Source organism: [Roseibacterium] beibuensis, assembly GCF_039542305.1.
Classification (GTDB): domain Bacteria; phylum Pseudomonadota; class Alphaproteobacteria; order Rhodobacterales; family Rhodobacteraceae; genus Roseibacterium; species Roseibacterium beibuensis.
This window is the reverse complement of the sequence record NZ_BAABHW010000002.1, coordinates 376,104-390,887: the sequence shown is the minus strand read 5'-3', so window position 1 is coordinate 390,887 and position 14,784 is coordinate 376,104. Positions and strand designations below refer to the sequence as shown.

General features: G+C 67.6%; 13 protein-coding genes. 8 read left to right on the top strand and 5 right to left on the bottom strand.

Annotated features, from left to right (window positions below):
- Positions 1 to 3 precede the first annotated feature (3 nt).
- From ABD923_RS08355 to ABD923_RS19135, 3 genes are all read right to left on the bottom strand, one after another.
- Positions 4 to 747, bottom strand: coding sequence for an HvfC/BufC N-terminal domain-containing protein (locus tag ABD923_RS08355; RefSeq protein ID WP_259550215.1), 744 nt, complete (start codon positions 745 to 747; stop codon positions 4 to 6).
- Positions 744 to 1,604 carry an MNIO family bufferin maturase gene (bufB, locus tag ABD923_RS08350; protein WP_259550214.1) on the bottom strand — a complete coding sequence of 287 codons (861 nt, stop codon included), beginning with the start codon at positions 1,602 to 1,604 and terminating at the stop codon, positions 744 to 746. Before bufB ends, ABD923_RS08355 begins: the two co-directional genes overlap by 4 nt.
- Before the next feature lie 62 nt (positions 1,605 to 1,666).
- Positions 1,667 to 2,041 (bottom strand): BufA1 family periplasmic bufferin-type metallophore, encoded by a 375-nt coding sequence (locus tag ABD923_RS19135; RefSeq protein ID WP_405048311.1) that lies wholly within the window; start codon positions 2,039 to 2,041, stop codon positions 1,667 to 1,669.
- A gap of 350 nt (positions 2,042 to 2,391) precedes the next feature.
- Here ABD923_RS19135 and ABD923_RS08340 point away from each other — a divergent pair, with 350 nt between their 5' ends.
- A complete protein-coding gene (locus ABD923_RS08340) occupies positions 2,392 to 2,760 on the top strand; it encodes a hypothetical protein (protein WP_259550213.1) in 369 nt (122 codons plus the stop codon).
- A gap of 15 nt (positions 2,761 to 2,775) precedes the next feature.
- On the opposite strand, the gene ABD923_RS08335 is transcribed toward ABD923_RS08340, so the two are convergent.
- On the bottom strand, positions 2,776 to 3,789 hold the full coding sequence (locus tag ABD923_RS08335; protein ID WP_259550212.1) for a zinc-dependent alcohol dehydrogenase family protein: 1,014 nt from the start codon (positions 3,787 to 3,789) through the stop codon (positions 2,776 to 2,778).
- 102 nt (positions 3,790 to 3,891) lie between these two features.
- Positions 3,892 to 5,847 carry a threonine--tRNA ligase gene (gene thrS / locus ABD923_RS08330; protein ID WP_222191155.1) on the bottom strand — a complete coding sequence of 652 codons (1,956 nt, stop codon included), beginning with the start codon at positions 5,845 to 5,847 and terminating at the stop codon, positions 3,892 to 3,894.
- A gap of 107 nt (positions 5,848 to 5,954) precedes the next feature.
- Between thrS and ABD923_RS08325 the strand changes: the two genes are divergently transcribed.
- The 7 genes from ABD923_RS08325 (at position 5,955) to ABD923_RS08295 (ending at position 14,684) form a co-directional block, all read left to right on the top strand.
- Complete coding sequence (locus tag ABD923_RS08325; protein WP_259550211.1) at positions 5,955 to 7,256, top strand: MFS transporter; 1,302 nt, start codon at positions 5,955 to 5,957, stop codon at positions 7,254 to 7,256.
- Between the two features lie 60 nt (positions 7,257 to 7,316).
- Complete coding sequence (locus ABD923_RS08320) at positions 7,317 to 8,063, top strand: alpha/beta hydrolase (protein ID WP_259550210.1); 747 nt, start codon at positions 7,317 to 7,319, stop codon at positions 8,061 to 8,063.
- Positions 8,056 to 9,039: an alpha/beta hydrolase gene (locus ABD923_RS08315; protein ID WP_259550209.1), complete on the top strand. Its 984-nt coding sequence runs from the start codon at positions 8,056 to 8,058 to the stop codon at positions 9,037 to 9,039. The genes ABD923_RS08320 and ABD923_RS08315 overlap by 8 nt, the downstream gene beginning before the upstream one ends.
- A 215-nt stretch (positions 9,040 to 9,254) precedes the next feature.
- Positions 9,255 to 10,403 carry a LacI family DNA-binding transcriptional regulator gene (locus ABD923_RS08310; RefSeq protein WP_259550208.1) on the top strand — a complete coding sequence of 383 codons (1,149 nt, stop codon included), beginning with the start codon at positions 9,255 to 9,257 and terminating at the stop codon, positions 10,401 to 10,403.
- 33 nt (positions 10,404 to 10,436) lie between these two features.
- Positions 10,437 to 11,783 (top strand): ABC transporter substrate-binding protein, encoded by a 1,347-nt coding sequence (locus tag ABD923_RS08305; RefSeq protein ID WP_259550559.1) that lies wholly within the window; start codon positions 10,437 to 10,439, stop codon positions 11,781 to 11,783.
- A gap of 77 nt (positions 11,784 to 11,860) precedes the next feature.
- Positions 11,861 to 13,099: a sugar ABC transporter permease gene (locus ABD923_RS08300; RefSeq protein WP_259550207.1), complete on the top strand. Its 1,239-nt coding sequence runs from the start codon at positions 11,861 to 11,863 to the stop codon at positions 13,097 to 13,099.
- A 370-nt stretch (positions 13,100 to 13,469) separates the two neighbouring features.
- A complete protein-coding gene (locus tag ABD923_RS08295) occupies positions 13,470 to 14,684 on the top strand; it encodes a carbohydrate ABC transporter permease (RefSeq protein ID WP_259550206.1) in 1,215 nt (404 codons plus the stop codon).
- The last annotated feature ends 100 nt before the right edge of the window (positions 14,685 to 14,784 follow it).

The window sequence follows — 14,784 nt, the reverse complement described above, 5'->3', positions numbered from 1 at the left end:
CGGCTAGGCCTCCGGCAGGGGGGAGTCGAGCGTCAGCGCGCCCGAGGTCAGGAACAGGGTGAGAAGGGCGGCCATGTCGGCCCCCGGATGGGCGGCTTGCGTGGCGGTCAGCGCCTCGGCCAGCGTCAGTTTGCCCTTCAGGTGACGGGCCAGCGTCAGCCCGCCCTCGGGCAGCGCATGGGGGGCTGGGTCGAACCGCGCGCGGGCGATCAGGATGTCTTCGGGACCGGGGGCGGGTTTCGGCCCGCCCCCGGTGTTGAACCGCCAGATGGACAGGACCGGGTGGGGCGAGGATAGGACCAGCGTGGCAGGCGCAAGCCGGGGGCGCAGGGACAGGACGCTGCCCGCGTCGTGGTGCGAGACGTCCAGCGGGCGCGCATCGGCGGCGTGGTAGCTTTGGCGCAGGCCCAGTTCCAGCCGCGCCATATCGGGCAGGTAGGGCAGCTGCGCGACGGGCGGAAACGCTGACAGGAAGCCGGGGAGCTTCCCGCCCCAGAGCGGCAGGCGCGGGTCCTCGGGCGGGCAGGCGCGGAAGAAGACCCCGGCCATGGCGTCGAAGAACTCTGCCCCCACCAGCCGCTTGATGACCGGGAACCCGTCGCCCAGCGCCGCGATCAGCGAGGCCGCGACGTTGTTGCGGTAAACGGCGAAGCGTTTGGGCGCGGGACGGCCCGCGGGGTCCGTCAGGCCGGGGGGCACGGGGGCGTCCGCGTCCAGCAGGGCGGCGGCAAAGGCATCTTGCGTCATGCGCCCACCTCCACCGGCGACAGGATGGCGTCGGCGCGCGCCGCCTCGGCCCGCAGCGTCAGCCAGTCGGGCACATCCGTGTCCCATTCGATCAGCGTGGGGCGCGGGCCGCCGCGCGCGAGGGTGTGGGCGTAGAGCGTCCAGACCGGATCGACCACTTCGCGCCCATGGCTGTCGATCAACAGCGGCGCGCCGTGGTCGTCCTGATCCTCGTCATGGCCGCCGAGATGGATCTCGCCCACCGCATCCAGCGGAAAGGCGTCGATATAGGCGCGGGCGTCCCAATCCTGGTTGGTGGCCGAAACGAAAACGTTGTTCACGTCCAGCAGCAACCCGCAGCCGGTGCGCCGCGCGATCTCGGACAGGAAAGTGACCTCGTCCATCTCGGTCTCGGCGAAGGCAAGGTAGGTCGAGGGGTTTTCCAGCAGGATGCGGCGGCCCAGCGCCTCTTGCACCTGATCGATATGGGTGCAGACGCGGGCGAGCGTGGCCTCGGTATAGGGCAGGGGCAGCAGGTCGTTGAGGAACCCGGTGTCATGGGTCGACCATGCCAGATGTTCCGAGAAACTGGCCGGGTGCAGCCAGTCGCACAGGTGGCGCAGCCGGGCGAGGTGGGCAGGGTCCAGGGGGCGTTCGCCACCGATCGACAGGCCCACCCCGTGGACGGAGACAGGGAAGCGCTCGGCCAAGGCGCGCAGTTGCGCCAGCGGGCGGCCGCCCTCTCCGAGGTAGTTCTCGGCGTGGATCTCGATCCAGCCGACCGGGCCGGGGTCTTCCGTCAGCCCGGTGAAATGCGCGGGCTTGTAGCCGACGCCAACGGTGGCGGGCAGGGCTGTGCTGGGGGGATGGTCGAACATGGGCGGCCTCGTATGGCGAAGCGCGCGCCGCCCGGTCGGGGGCGGCGCGCTGATTGGTCGGCTCAGCCGTCCATCATCATGTCAACGGGCATGTATCGCGCCACGACATCCTCGGACAGACCCTCGGGCAGGTCGCGGGCGATGCCGATATAGCCGTCCTCTTCCAGCTCGGCCTCGGTCATGCCCATGCGGCCGTCGGGCAGTTCGATATCGCCGCAGGTGCCGGCGGGCACCAGCGTCCAGGCGTTGCCCTGGTAATCGACGGTGGAGGAGCCGGCGCAGGTCGTGCCCGGCCCGGCGGCACAGCTGTTTTCCCCGGCGAGGCTGACGCCGTAGCATTTCTCGTTTTCCTGCGCGGCAGCCTCGGTCGTGGCATAGGCGCTGACGGCGGCGGTGGCGGCGCCCAGAAGGGCGATGGATTTGGTGACGTTGGTCATGGGTTTCTCATGGCTCCCGAATGGTTCGTGACAGCGCGGCCTGTTGCGCGACCGCTGCCAAAAGACTGGTCGGGGCAGCCCATCACAGGCCAGTCACAGGGCTGTGCAGCACGGGCGCGTGACGCGGGGCGAGCGGTGCGTGAAGATCGAGGTTGGTTTAAAATTTATTATTTTCAGACGCCTAGAGGAGATTCCAGCGCTGGAATCTTGGCGGTGTCAACCAGATTGTTTCCGTTCGGTAGCGGGAAAGCCAGCAATTGTTTCACCGTCCGGTTGCAGGATCGCCCCTTGGGTAGGACATCCTGTACCTCTATCTGCTAGGAACGCAGTGAGATGACAGGAGTGTGACCATGCGCAACGCCGCCCTTGTGCTCGGGCTGATCGGTGGGATCTGGGCGATGATCGTCGGATTCTTCGTCTATGGCTATATCGAGTTCATCGACTGGTTCGGCGAGGTGCCGGATCTGGCCCGGCAGGTCGAGGACCCGGCGCTGTTTCGCACGGTGTCGATCCTGTCGCCCGTCCTCGCCATCGCGGGCGCGGCCATGGCCAAGGTGCGCGCGCTCTGGGGCGGGGTGTTGTTGCTGATTGCCACGGCGGGGATCTGGCACGCCTTTGGCTTCGGCGTGTTCACCATGTTCTCCATCGCCATGTGCGGCATCGCCGGGCTGCTCGCCATCGCGGCTGGCAAGCCGGACGAGGAAAAGGCCCATTTCTGAGGCCGCGCGGCCCGGTCAGTCGCCGATCTGCACGCAGATATTGCCGAAAGTGGCTTGCGCCTCCAGCGCACGGAAGGCCTCGGGCGCGTCGTCGAAGGCGACGGTCTGCCCTACGACGGGGTGGATTTCATGGGCGGCCAGCGCGCGGTTCAGCGCCTCAAACCCTTGTTTCGAGCCGACGGTAACGGAACGCAGCGTCATCTGACGGGTCAGGATCGCGGGCAGGAAAAGCTCGGCCGTGTTGCCGGTGACGTTGCCGACAAGGATGATCTGCCCGCCGACGCGCGTGGCCTTGATCGAATGGGGCAGCGTCGCCGCCCCGCCCAGTTCCAGCACCCGGTCCACCCCGCCGTCGCTGGCTGCGCGTGCGGCTTTTGCCCAATCCTCGGTCACCGAGCGGTCGATCACGAGGTCCGCGCCCATGGCGCTGACCCGCGCGGCCTTCTCCGCCGAGGAGGTCGTGACGATGGTCCGGATCCCCGCCGATTTGGCCAGTTGCAGCGCCATCAGCGCGACGCCCCCGGTTCCGAGGATCAGGAGCGTCTCGCCCACCCGCATCGGGGCCTCGCCGAACAGCGCGCTCCACGCGGTCAGCCCGGCGCAGGGCAGCGTCGCGGCCTCGGCGTCGCTCAGGTGGCTTGGCACATGGACAAGGCCGCTGGCCGGGAACACCCGGTCCGTCGCCAGCACCCCGTCGAGCGGCCCGCCCAAACGCCCGATCTCAAGGTCACGGGGCGGGGCGCCGCCCTCCCAGTTCTGGAAGAAGACGGGCGAGACCCGGTCGCCCGCGGCGAACCCGGTCACCGCCGCGCCCACGGCCAGCACCTCGCCCACGCCATCCGAAAGCGGGATCAGCGGCGGCTGCACCGCGCGCCCGTGCTGGCCGCGCAGCACGACGAGGTCGCGGAAATTGAGCGAGGCCGCGCGCATCCCAACCAGCACCTCGCGCGGGCCGGGGGTGGGGCTGTCCCCCTCCCGCAAAACCAGATTGTCGTAGCCGAAGCCTGCCTCGAACGACCAGTAGCGCATGAAACCCCTCCCTTATCCGTGCGCAGCATGGCAGGGGACGGCGCAACAAAAAAGGGCGATGCAGCGTCAGCCACATCGCCCCGTTTGTTGGTATGCCCGGTTTCAGCCCTTGCGCTTGACGTCCGGGGCCACGGCCTCGGCGGCCAGCGCCGCGACGACATCGTCCAGCGCCTCGACCGAGGTCTGCTTTTCGCCCAGCCGCCGCAGGGTGACGGTGCGGTCCTCGACCTCCTTGCGGCCGATGGCGAGGATGACGGGCACCTTGCCGACCGAGTGTTCGCGCACCTTGTAGTTGATCTTTTCGTTGCGGATGTCTGCCTCGGCCCGGATGCCCTTGGCGCGCAGGGCTGCGACCACCTCGTGCACGTAGTCATCCGCCTCGGACACGATCGAGGCGACGACCACCTGGCGGGGGGCCAGCCAGAAGGGCAGCTTGCCCGCGAAGCTTTCGATCAGGATGCCGATGAAACGCTCGAACGAGCCCAGGATCGCGCGGTGCAGCATGACGGGGCGATGCTTGGCCCCGTCCTCGGCCACGAAATCGGCGTCCAGACGGTCGGGCAGCACGAAATCCACCTGCAGCGTGCCGCATTGCCAGTCGCGCCCGATGGCGTCTGTCAGCACGAATTCCAGTTTCGGGCCGTAGAAAGCGCCTTCGCCGGGGTTCAGCTCGAAATCGTAGCCGGCGGCTTCGGTCGCGGCCTTGAGCGCGCCTTCGGCCTTGTCCCACACCTCGTCCGAGCCCGCGCGCTTTTCAGGGCGGTCCGAGAATTTCACCTTGAAGGACTCAAACCCCAGATCGGTGTAGACCGAGGCCAGAAGGTCGATGAATTTCTTGGTCTCGGCTTCGATCTGTTCCTCGCGGCAGAAGATATGCGCGTCGTCTTGGGTAAAGCCACGCACGCGCATGATGCCGTGCAGCGCGCCCGAAGGCTCGTACCGGTTGCAAGAGCCGAATTCGGCCATGCGCAGGGGCAGGTCGCGATAGGATTTGAGGCCCTGGTTGAAGATCTGCACGTGGCCCGGGCAGTTCATCGGTTTCAGCGCGTTGATGGTCTTTTCGCGCGCGTGTTCCTCGTCGACTTCGACGATGAACATGTGTTCCTGGTATTTCTCCCAGTGGCCCGAGGCCTCCCACAGGCGGCGGTCGACGACCTGCGGCGTGTTCACCTCGACATAGCCGCCCTCTTCCTGGCGGCGGCGCATGTAGTTCTGCAACTCGGTGTAGATGCGCCAGCCATTGGGGTGCCAGAAGATCTGGCCGGGCGCTTCCTCCTGCATATGGAACAGGTCCATCTCGCGGCCCAGCTTGCGGTGGTCGCGCTTGGCGGCCTCCTCCAGCATGGTCAGGTGCTTTTTCAGGTCGTCGCGGTTCTTGAAGGCGACGCCGTAGATGCGTTGCAGCATGGGGCGGTCGCTGTCGCCGCGCCAATAGGCGCCCGCGACGCTCATCAGCTTGAAGGCGTCGGCGGGCAGTTGCCCGGTGTGCTGCAAATGCGGGCCGCGGCACAGGTCCTGCCAATGGCCGTGCCAATACATGCGGATCGGCTGCCCCTCGGGGATCATGCCGACCAGCTCGACCTTGTAGGGCTCGTTATTGGCCTCGTAGAAGGCCACGGCGCGGTCGCGGTCCCAAACTTCGGTCGTGACCGGATCGCGGCGGTTGATGATCTCTTTCATCTTCGCCTCGATCTGGCCGAGGTCTTCGGGGGTGAAGGGCTCTTGCCGGTCGAAATCGTAATACCAGCCGTTCTCGATCACGGGGCCGATGGTGACCTTCACGTCGGGCCAGATCTCCTGCACGGCGCGGGCCATGACATGGGCGAGGTCGTGGCGGATCAGCTCCAGCGCCGGGGCGTCGTCCTTCATCGTGTGAATGGCGATCTGCGCGTCGGCCTCGATGGGCCATTGCAGGTCCCAATGCGCGCCGTTCACCGAGGCGGAAATCGCCTTCTTCGCGAGCGAGTTGGAAATGCCGGCGGCGACCTCCGCGGGCGTGATGCCAGCGTCGAAGTCACGCGAATTGCCATCGGGAAAGGTGAGGGAAATCTGGGCCATCTTGGCTTCCTCGTCAGTTTGGCGCCCACGGAACGCCCGGTTGCGGGTTATGTGATGCGCGCTATGTGACCCTCCCTGATAGTGAAGTCAACGGTGGAAGGCACGGTATGGGCCGGGACCTGCAGGATGCGACGTTCGAGTTGCTGTTCGACACGGAACAGGACGGTGCGGAGACGCTCAAGGACAAGGCCGCTGAGGCCGAGGAAGGCAACGCGCTGCGCCATGTCGCCAGCCTGTCGATGACCAAGCTGGCGGACGGGTTCATCAACCCCAAGCTGGTCCTGTCATGGCTGGTCGGCGCATTGGGGGCGCCTGCCGTTTTCGCGGGGCTTCTGGTGCCGATCCGCGAGGCCGGGGCGCTTTTGCCGCAGCTCTTCTCGGCGGGCTGGGTGCAGGCGCAGACGCGACGCAAGTGGATCTGGGCGGCGGGCAGCCTCGTGCAGGGGCTGGCGGCGGCGGGCATCGTCGTGGCGGCGTTGGCCTTGGAAGGCTGGGCCGCGGGGGCTACGATCTGCGCGCTTCTGGCGGTCTTGGCGGTGGGGCGGTCTTTCTGCTCGGTCAGCTACAAGGACATCCTGGGCCGCACCGTCGGCCAGACGCGCCGTGGCACGGTGACGGGGCTGGCGGGCTCGGTCGCCTCGGTCGGGGTGATCGGTTTCGCGCTTTACCTGATGGTCGGGCCGGGGGCCGAGATGACCGTGATCCTTGTCGCCATAGGCATGGCGGCGGCGCTCTGGATCGCGGCGAGCCTGCTGTTCTCGACCCTCGACGAGCAACCGGCCGAGACCGCGGATGCGGGCGAGGAGGGGCCGTTCGCGGCGCTCTCCTATCTGAACGAAGACAGCATCCTCGTCCGGTTCATCCTCACGCGCGGTTTGCTCACGGCGACGGCGCTGGCCCCGCCCTTCCTCGTCCTGATGGCCGGTGGCGAAGAGGGCTCGGGCCTTGGGCAATTGGGGGCGCTGGTGCTGGCCTCGGCGCTGGCCTCCTTCGCGTCCTCCTATGTCTGGGGGCGGCTGGCCGACCGGTCATCGCGGCAGGTCCTCATACGGTCGGGCCTGCTGGGCGCGGTGGCCTTGGCGCTGGCCGTGGGCCTCTACCTTGCCGGGGTCTTCGCGCAGGTCTGGGTCGCCTCGGGCGTGCTGTTCCTGGTGATGATCGCCTATCACGGCGTGCGGCAGGGGCGGTCCACCTACCTGACCGACATGGCCCCGGACGAGGCACGGGCCGGCTATTCGGCGGTGGCCAACACGGTGATCGGCACGCTGTTGCTGATCTCGGGGGCGTTCGGCGGGGTAGCGAGCCTGCTGGGCTCGGAATGGGCGGTGGCGGGTTTCTGCCTGATGAGCCTTGCCGCGGCGGCGGTGGCCCGCGGATTGCCCGAGGTCGAGGAGATCGACCGCGGCTGATCGCTTGCCCCTGTGGCGCCGCTGTCCCAGAAAGGCGGCAAAATTTTCAGGGGAGTACGCATGTCTGCATCCTATCTCGACACCGCCCAGGGGCGGCGGCTGGCCTATCATCGCTTTTCGGGGCGCGAACCCGGGGTGGTGTTCCTGGGTGGTCTGCGCTCGGACATGACCGGCACCAAGGCCGTGCATCTGGAGGATTGGGCGCGCCGCACGGGCCGTGCCTTTCTGCGGTTCGACTATTCGGGGCATGGCGAAAGCTCGGGCAATTTCACCGAAGGGTGCATCGGCGACTGGGCCGAGGATGCGCAGGCCGCGATCGAGGGGCTGACCGAGGGGCCGGTGATCCTGGTGGGCTCCTCGATGGGGGGCTGGATCAGCCTGTTGATGGCCAAGCGCATGCCCGAGCGGGTGGCGGGGCTGGTGACCATCGCCGCCGCGCCGGATTTCACCGAGGATGGCATGTGGGCCGACTGGACCGAAGAGCAGCGCACCGCCTGCATGGAGGAGGGGCAGGTGGCGCTGCCCTCCGAATACGGTGAGGACATGATCATCACGCGGCGCATGATCGAGGATGGGCGCACGCACCTGGTCCTGCGCGACCCGCTGCCCTTGCCCATCCCCGTGCGGATGTTGCAGGGCACGGCGGATGCGGATGTGCCCATGTCCGTCGCGCTGCGGCTGCTCGACCATCTCGACGGCGACGATATCCGGCTGGAACTGGTGAAGGGCGCCGATCACCGCTTCTCGGACGAGCCCTGCCTGGCCACCATCGCCCGTGCCGTCGAGGAGGTACTGGCGCGTGCGTGATGTCGGGCGCTGGCTGGGCCGGGTCCTGCTGGCGCTGGTCGTCCTCGGCGCGGCGTTCTGGTTTCTCGCCCCCCGCGAACAGGTCGTACGCTCTGCCACGGGATCGGCAGCCTTGGTGGCCGACCCGGGCCTGTTGGCCGCGCGCGAGGCCGGGTTTGGCGATATCGTGCCGGGGACAGAGGCGCGCGTTGTCTGGGCGGGGGACGAGGGCGCGGTGACGCGCTGGGCGGTCCTCTACCTGCACGGGTTTTCCGCGACATCGGAAGAGCTTCGCCCCGTGCCCGACCGCGTGGCCGGTGCGCTGGGCGCGAACCTCGTCTTTGCGCGTCTGCCGGGGCATGGCCGGACGGGGGCCGCCATGGCCGAGGTGCGGGCGAGCGACTGGGTGGACGACACCGACCTGATGCTGGATGTCGCGCGCGCCGTGGGCGACAGGGTGCTGGTGATCGGCACCTCGACCGGCGCGACGCTGGCCGCCTATGCGGCGACCGAGGGCGATATGGCGGTGGACGTGGCGGGCATGGTGCTGATCTCGCCCAATTTTCGCGTGGCCGATCCGGCGGGGATGGTGCTGGGATGGCCGCTGGCCCGGGTCTGGGTGCCGTGGATCACCGGCCCCGAGCGCGGGTTCGAACCCGTGAACGAGGCGCAGGCGGCCTATTGGACCACGGCCTACCCGTCGCCGGTTCTGGCGTCCCTCGGGGCGTTGCTGCGCGAGCTGCGGGGGCGGGACCTGTCGGCGGTGACGGTGCCGGCGTTGTTCCTGTTCTCGGATGCCGATGCCGTGGTCGATCCGCGCGCCACCCGCGCCGCGGCGGAGCGCTGGGGCGGGCCGGTCACGCTGCGCCCGGTGACCCTGCCGGACGCGGGGGTGGACCCGTATGCCCATGTGATCGCGGGGGATATCCTGAGCCCGGTGATGACGGATCGCGTGGTGGAGGAAATCCTCGATTTCGCGGGCGGGGTGCAGGACTGACCCCGAGGGGTTGCGCCGCCTTTGGCGTCGCCCGGGGAAAGCCGCGCAAGGGGCATCGAGCCCCTTGCGCGGCTGACGCCTCCGGCGGGCATATTTGCAGGATAAAGATGGGGCAGGATCGGGTGCCTGGCGGGCGGCGGTCGAAGATTGGAAAAGAAAGCCCTTGCCGAAACCGGTTTCGGACGTGAGCCTCCCGACTCGGGAGAGAGGTTTCCATGACGCCACCGGGCGAAAACGGACCGCGCCGCGCGCGGGTCACCATCAACGATCTGGCAGCCGAGCTGGGCCTGGCCAAGGGCACGGTGAGCCGTGCGCTGAACGGCTACCCGGATATCGCCGAGGCGACGCGGCTGCGCGTGGCGAAGGCGGCCGAGCGCATGGGCTATCGCCCGCTGGCGCAGGCGCAGGCGATCCGCACCGGGCGGGCGCGGTCGCTGGGACTTGTCCTGAATGCCGGGCGGTCGGATGCGCACAAGCCCTTCCTGACCGATTTCCTCGATGGGATCAGCCGCGGCGCGTCGGAAGAGAACTGGACGCTGACCGTCGCGACCGCCCTGGACGAGGCGGACGAGGTGGCGACGCTCGACCGGCTGGTGGACGAGCACAAGGTGGACGGGTTCATCCTGCCGCGCACCAAGTTGCACGATCCGCGCATCGAACTCTTGCGGCGGCGCGCGGTGCCCTTCGTGCTTTATGGCCGCACCGGCGACCCGGAGGGCTGCGCCTGGTTCGACATCTCGGGCGAAGACGCCATGGCGGGCGCGGTGGCGCGGCTGGCGAAGCAGGGGCATCGTCGCATCGGGTTCCTCGGCGGGCATCCGGATTTCAACTTTTCGCACCTGCGCCGCGACGGCTACCTCGCCGGGTTGGAGACCGCCGGGCTGCCCCAGGATCCGGCCTTGATCCGCGAGGGGATCTTCACCGTGCCCGAGGGCGAGGTGGCGGCGCTGGACCTGCTGGACCTGCCCGACGCCCCCAGTGCCATCGTCTGCGCCCTCGACCTTGCCGCGCTGGGGCTTTACCGCGCCGCGCTCCGGGCCGGGCGGCAGATCGGGCGCGACCTGGCCGTGATCTCCTATGACGGCATCCCCGAGGCGGCCACGCTGGACCCGCCGCTGACCACCTATGTCGTCGATACCCGCGCGGCGGGGCGGCGGCTGGCGCAGATGCTCTTGGCGCGTATTCGCGGCGCCGCCCCCGAAACGTTGCGCGAGATTGTCCCCGCCCGCCTGATCCCGCGCGGATCGGACCGGATCTGGAGCGACGCGCGCCCCGACAGGGCACGACCCGATCCGGTCAGCCCCGGCACGACAGGACAAGACGCGCAGGAAACGCGTGCATCCAAACCCCAACCTTTTGCCTGAAGAAAACCAATGGGAGGTTATGACATGGCAATGATGAACCCCACGGGCCGCGCGGCCCTTTTGGCGGCGGCCTCGGTGCTGGCGCTGACCACGGTGGCGGGGGCGGACACGATCCGCTTCTGGACGACCGAGGAACAGCCCGAGCGCCTCGCCCGGCAGGAGGCGATGGCCGCGGACTTCACCGCCGAGACCGGCATCGAGGTCGAGGTCATCCCGGTTACCGAAAGCGACCTCGGCACGCGCGCCACGGCCGCCTTCGCCGCCGGTGACCTGCCCGACGTGATCTACCACACGCTGCAATACGCGCTGCCCTGGTACGAGGCGGGCATCCTCGATGCCGATGCCGCGACCGAGGTGATCGAGACCCTTGGCGTGGACACCTTCGCCTCGGGGGCGATGGAAATGGCCGCCGTGGAAGAGGGCTATGCCAGCGTGCCGGTCGATGGCTGGACGCAGATGATCGTCTACCGCGCCGACCTGTTCGAAGAGAACAGGCTGGAGCCGCCGACCTCGTACGAAAACGTGCTGGCCGCCATCGAGGCGCTGCACAATCCGCCCGAGATGTTCGGCTTCGTCGCCGCCACCAAGGTGGACGAGAACTTCATGAGCCAGGTGCTGGAGCATGTCTTCCTCGCCAACGGCGTCTCGCCGGTGGATGAGAACGGCTTTGCCCCGCTCGACGAGGCCGCCACGATCGAGGTGCTGGAATTCTACCGCGCCATCGTCGAGGCCAGCCCCGAGGGCGAGCTGTTCTGGCAGCAGTCGCGCGAGCTCTATTTCGCGGGGCGCGCGGCGATGATCATCTGGTCGCCCTTCATCCTCGATGAACTGGCCGGCCTGCGCGACAGTGCGCCGCCGACCATCAACGATGATCCGACCAGCACCGAACTGGCCGGCATGACCGGGATCGTCACCAACTTCGCCGGTCCGTCGAACCCCGATGGCGCGGCCTGGGCCGATATCCGCTATTTCGGCGTGACGGCCGATGCCGATACCGAGGCCGCGCAGGCCTTCATCGAGTATTCGCTGTCGGACGGCTATACCGCCACGCTCGCCATCGCGCCCGAGGGCAAGTTCCCCGTGCGCCAGGGGGATAGCGAGAACCCGACCGCCTTCACCGAGGCATGGGCGCAGCTGGACGTCGGTGTCGACCGCCGCGCGCCGCTGGGTGACCTTTATGCCGCGGAGATGATCGACGAGATCGTTGGCGGCCTGGACGTGGCGCAGCGCTGGGGCGTGGCCGAGGGACAGCTGGCGCTGGCCTCGAACATGATCAACAGCCAGGTCATCAACCGCCTCGTGCGCGAATACATCGACGGTGTGCGCAGCGCCGAAGAAACCGTCGCGCTGATGAACGGGGAGCTTTCGGGGATCGAATGATCCTGCGCGAGACCTGCCGGGGCCGCCGATGTGCGGCCCCGCACCCACCCGGACCCGTAGCTGCCGGAGCCTGACCCATGACGACCGCGACCCCACCGAAAGGACGGGGCCCGCTGGCCCGCCGCGAGGCGCGGCTGGCCTGGAGCCTCCTTCTTCCGACGCTGACCAGCGTGATGCTGGTGGTCATCCTTCCCTTGCTGGCGATCTTCTGGATCTCCTTCAAGCCGGTGGGGCTGGCCGACCTGCGCCCGCCCGCGCCGGTGGTCCGCGAGGATCTGCGCGATGCCGATGAAGAGGTGGCGACGCTGCGCTACCGCATCCGCAATTCCAGCCAGGACGAGCCGATCCGCAACACGGTGCTGACCGATACGCTGCCCGCGGGGGTCACGGTGCAGGCCTTGCCCGAGATCTGCACGCTGGAGGGCGCGGCGCTGCGCTGCGACATCGGCGAGTTGGAGCCGGGCGGACGCCTGACGCTGGAAATCCCCGCCCTGCTCGATGGCGACCCGGATGCGCTGGAGGACGCGATCGAGGACGCGACCCCGGTCGAGATCACCGGCGAGGCGGACAATATCCTCGCGAATTTCGAATTCACGCTGGAGAATTTCCGCGACGTGTTCGACGCGCGCGAATTCTGGACGGTGATTTTCGCGACCGTCTTCTACACGGTTTTCGGCACGATCGGTGCGCTGGTCGTGGGCCTGTTTGCGGCGATGCTCTTGAACAAGTCGTTCAAGGGGCAGGGCGTGCTGCGGGGGCTGTACCTGTTTCCCTACGTGGCCCCGGTGATCGCGGTGGCCTTTACCTGGGTGATCCTGCTCGACCCGTTCTCGGGCAGCGTGAACGCGCTTCTGGTGCAGATGGGCGTGACCGAGGACACGATCAATTTCTTCGGCGAGCGGCCCCTGGCGCTGATCATGGTGACGGTGTTCGAGATCTGGCGCTACTTTCCGCTGTCCTTCCTGTTCATCCTCGCGCGGATGCAGTCGATCGACCACGACATGTACGAGGCGGCGGATGTGGACGGGGCCAGCCCGTTCCAGAAATTCCGCTACCTGTCGCTGCCGATGCTGATGGGCATCCTGTCGGTCCTGTTCCTGCTGCGCTTCATCTGGACGTTCAACAAGTTCGACGACATCTTCCTGCTGACGGGCGGCAACGCGGGCACGCGGACGCTGACGGTGAATGTCTATGAACAGGCCTTCGCGGTCAGCAATATCGGCGCGGGCGCGGCGGTGGCCGTGGTCATCCTGATCTGCCTTCTGATCTTCAGCTGGGCCTTCTTCCGCTTCATCTCGCGGGAGGAGGGGTTGTGAGCGGTTCGGCGCAGCCGATGAAACGTCCAGTGGACGTTTCAAGCGAACAACGGGCGGAGCCCAATGGCGGTTCGGCGCAGCCGATGAAACGTCCAGTGGACGTTTCAAGCGAACAACGGGCGGAGCCCAATGGCGGTGCGGCGCAGCCGATGAAACGTCCAGTGGACGTTTCAAGCGAACAACGGGCGGAGCCCAATGGCGGTGCGGCGCAGCCGATGAAATGTCCAGTGGACGGGTCAAGCGACGGGCGGGCGGAGCCCTTTGGCGCAGGTGTTTCGCTGCCTGCGGCAGCGACCCGTGCGAGGGGGCTGTCTGCCCCCTCGCGCTCCCCCGAGAGTTTTCGGGCCAAGATGAAGGGAGGGGGGATCGTATGAGCCTGCTCAGATACGGATATGTCACCGGCCCGATCCTCGGCGTCTTGTGGGCCTTCATCATGGCGACGACGCTGGCGGTGCTGCTCAGCTTCACCACCGGCGAGGCGTTCCGCCCCGGCCTGTGGGGCTGCATCCTGCTGGGTGCGCTGGTCGGGCTGGCCGCGCCGGAAAACCGGAAGGGGTGGCTTTTGACGGTGGGGGCGGCGGTTCTGGGTGTCGCGCTCAGCTACACGCCGTTCAGCCCGATCCACGTGGCCGAGACCGTCGGGATGGGCGGGCACCTGTCGGCCGGGATCGGCTTCGGCATCGGCCTGGCCTGGCCCGTCACGGTGATGATGGCCGGGGCGCCGCGCGGGGCGCTGAACCGCCATGAGTGGGAAGAGGCCGTGATCCGCTTCCTGACCGGGTTCGGCTACATCTTCTTCACCGCGATCGTGGCGATCCCCTTCTACGTCATGGTGATGACCAGCCTGAAGACACAAGGCGAACTCATCGCCAACCCGCTCGATTTCTCGATCGATCTCAGCCAGGGCTGGGGGCTGTTCCGCAGCTATTCCGAGCTGTTCCGGGACTTCAATTTCGGCAGCTACATGTGGACGTCTTTCTACGTCTCGGTGCTGACCGTCTTCATCACCTTGGCCTTCTCGATCCCCGGGGCCTACGCGGTGGCGCGGCTGAAATTCCGCGGGCAGAAGGCGCTCAGCCGGTCGATCCTGCTGATTTACATGGTGCCGATGATCGTTCTGGCGTTGCCGATCTATATCGTCTTCTCGATGACGGGCTTGCGCAACTCGATCCTCGGGATCGTCATGATCTACCCGGTCACGACCATCCCCGTCGCGCTCTACATGTTGCAGGGCTATTTCCGCGGCCTGCCGGGCGAGGTGGAAGAGGCCGGGCTGATGGACGGGCTGAACCGGTTGCAGGTGATCTGGAAGATCACGCTGCCCCTGTCGCTTCCGGCGCTGGCGAGCGTGTCGCTCTATGTCTTCATGATCGCGTGGAACGAGTTCCTGCTGGCCTTCATGCTGCTGGACGATCCGTCGAAATTCACGCTGACGCGGGGGATCGCCTCGCTCAACAGTTCCGAGATTCCCCGTCAGCACCTGATGGCGGGCGCGGTGATCGCCACCGTTCCCGTGATGGCCCTGTTCCTGGGGCTGGAGAAATTCATGACGCGCGGCCTGACCGCGGGGAGTGTGAAAGGGTGAGGCATGGTTTTGCGCCAGCAAAATAAAAGGCCCCGGTGGGGCGTTTCAAATGCCGAACGCGGCGGCCCTGTGGCCGTCGCTGGCCCTTGCATGGTTTTGC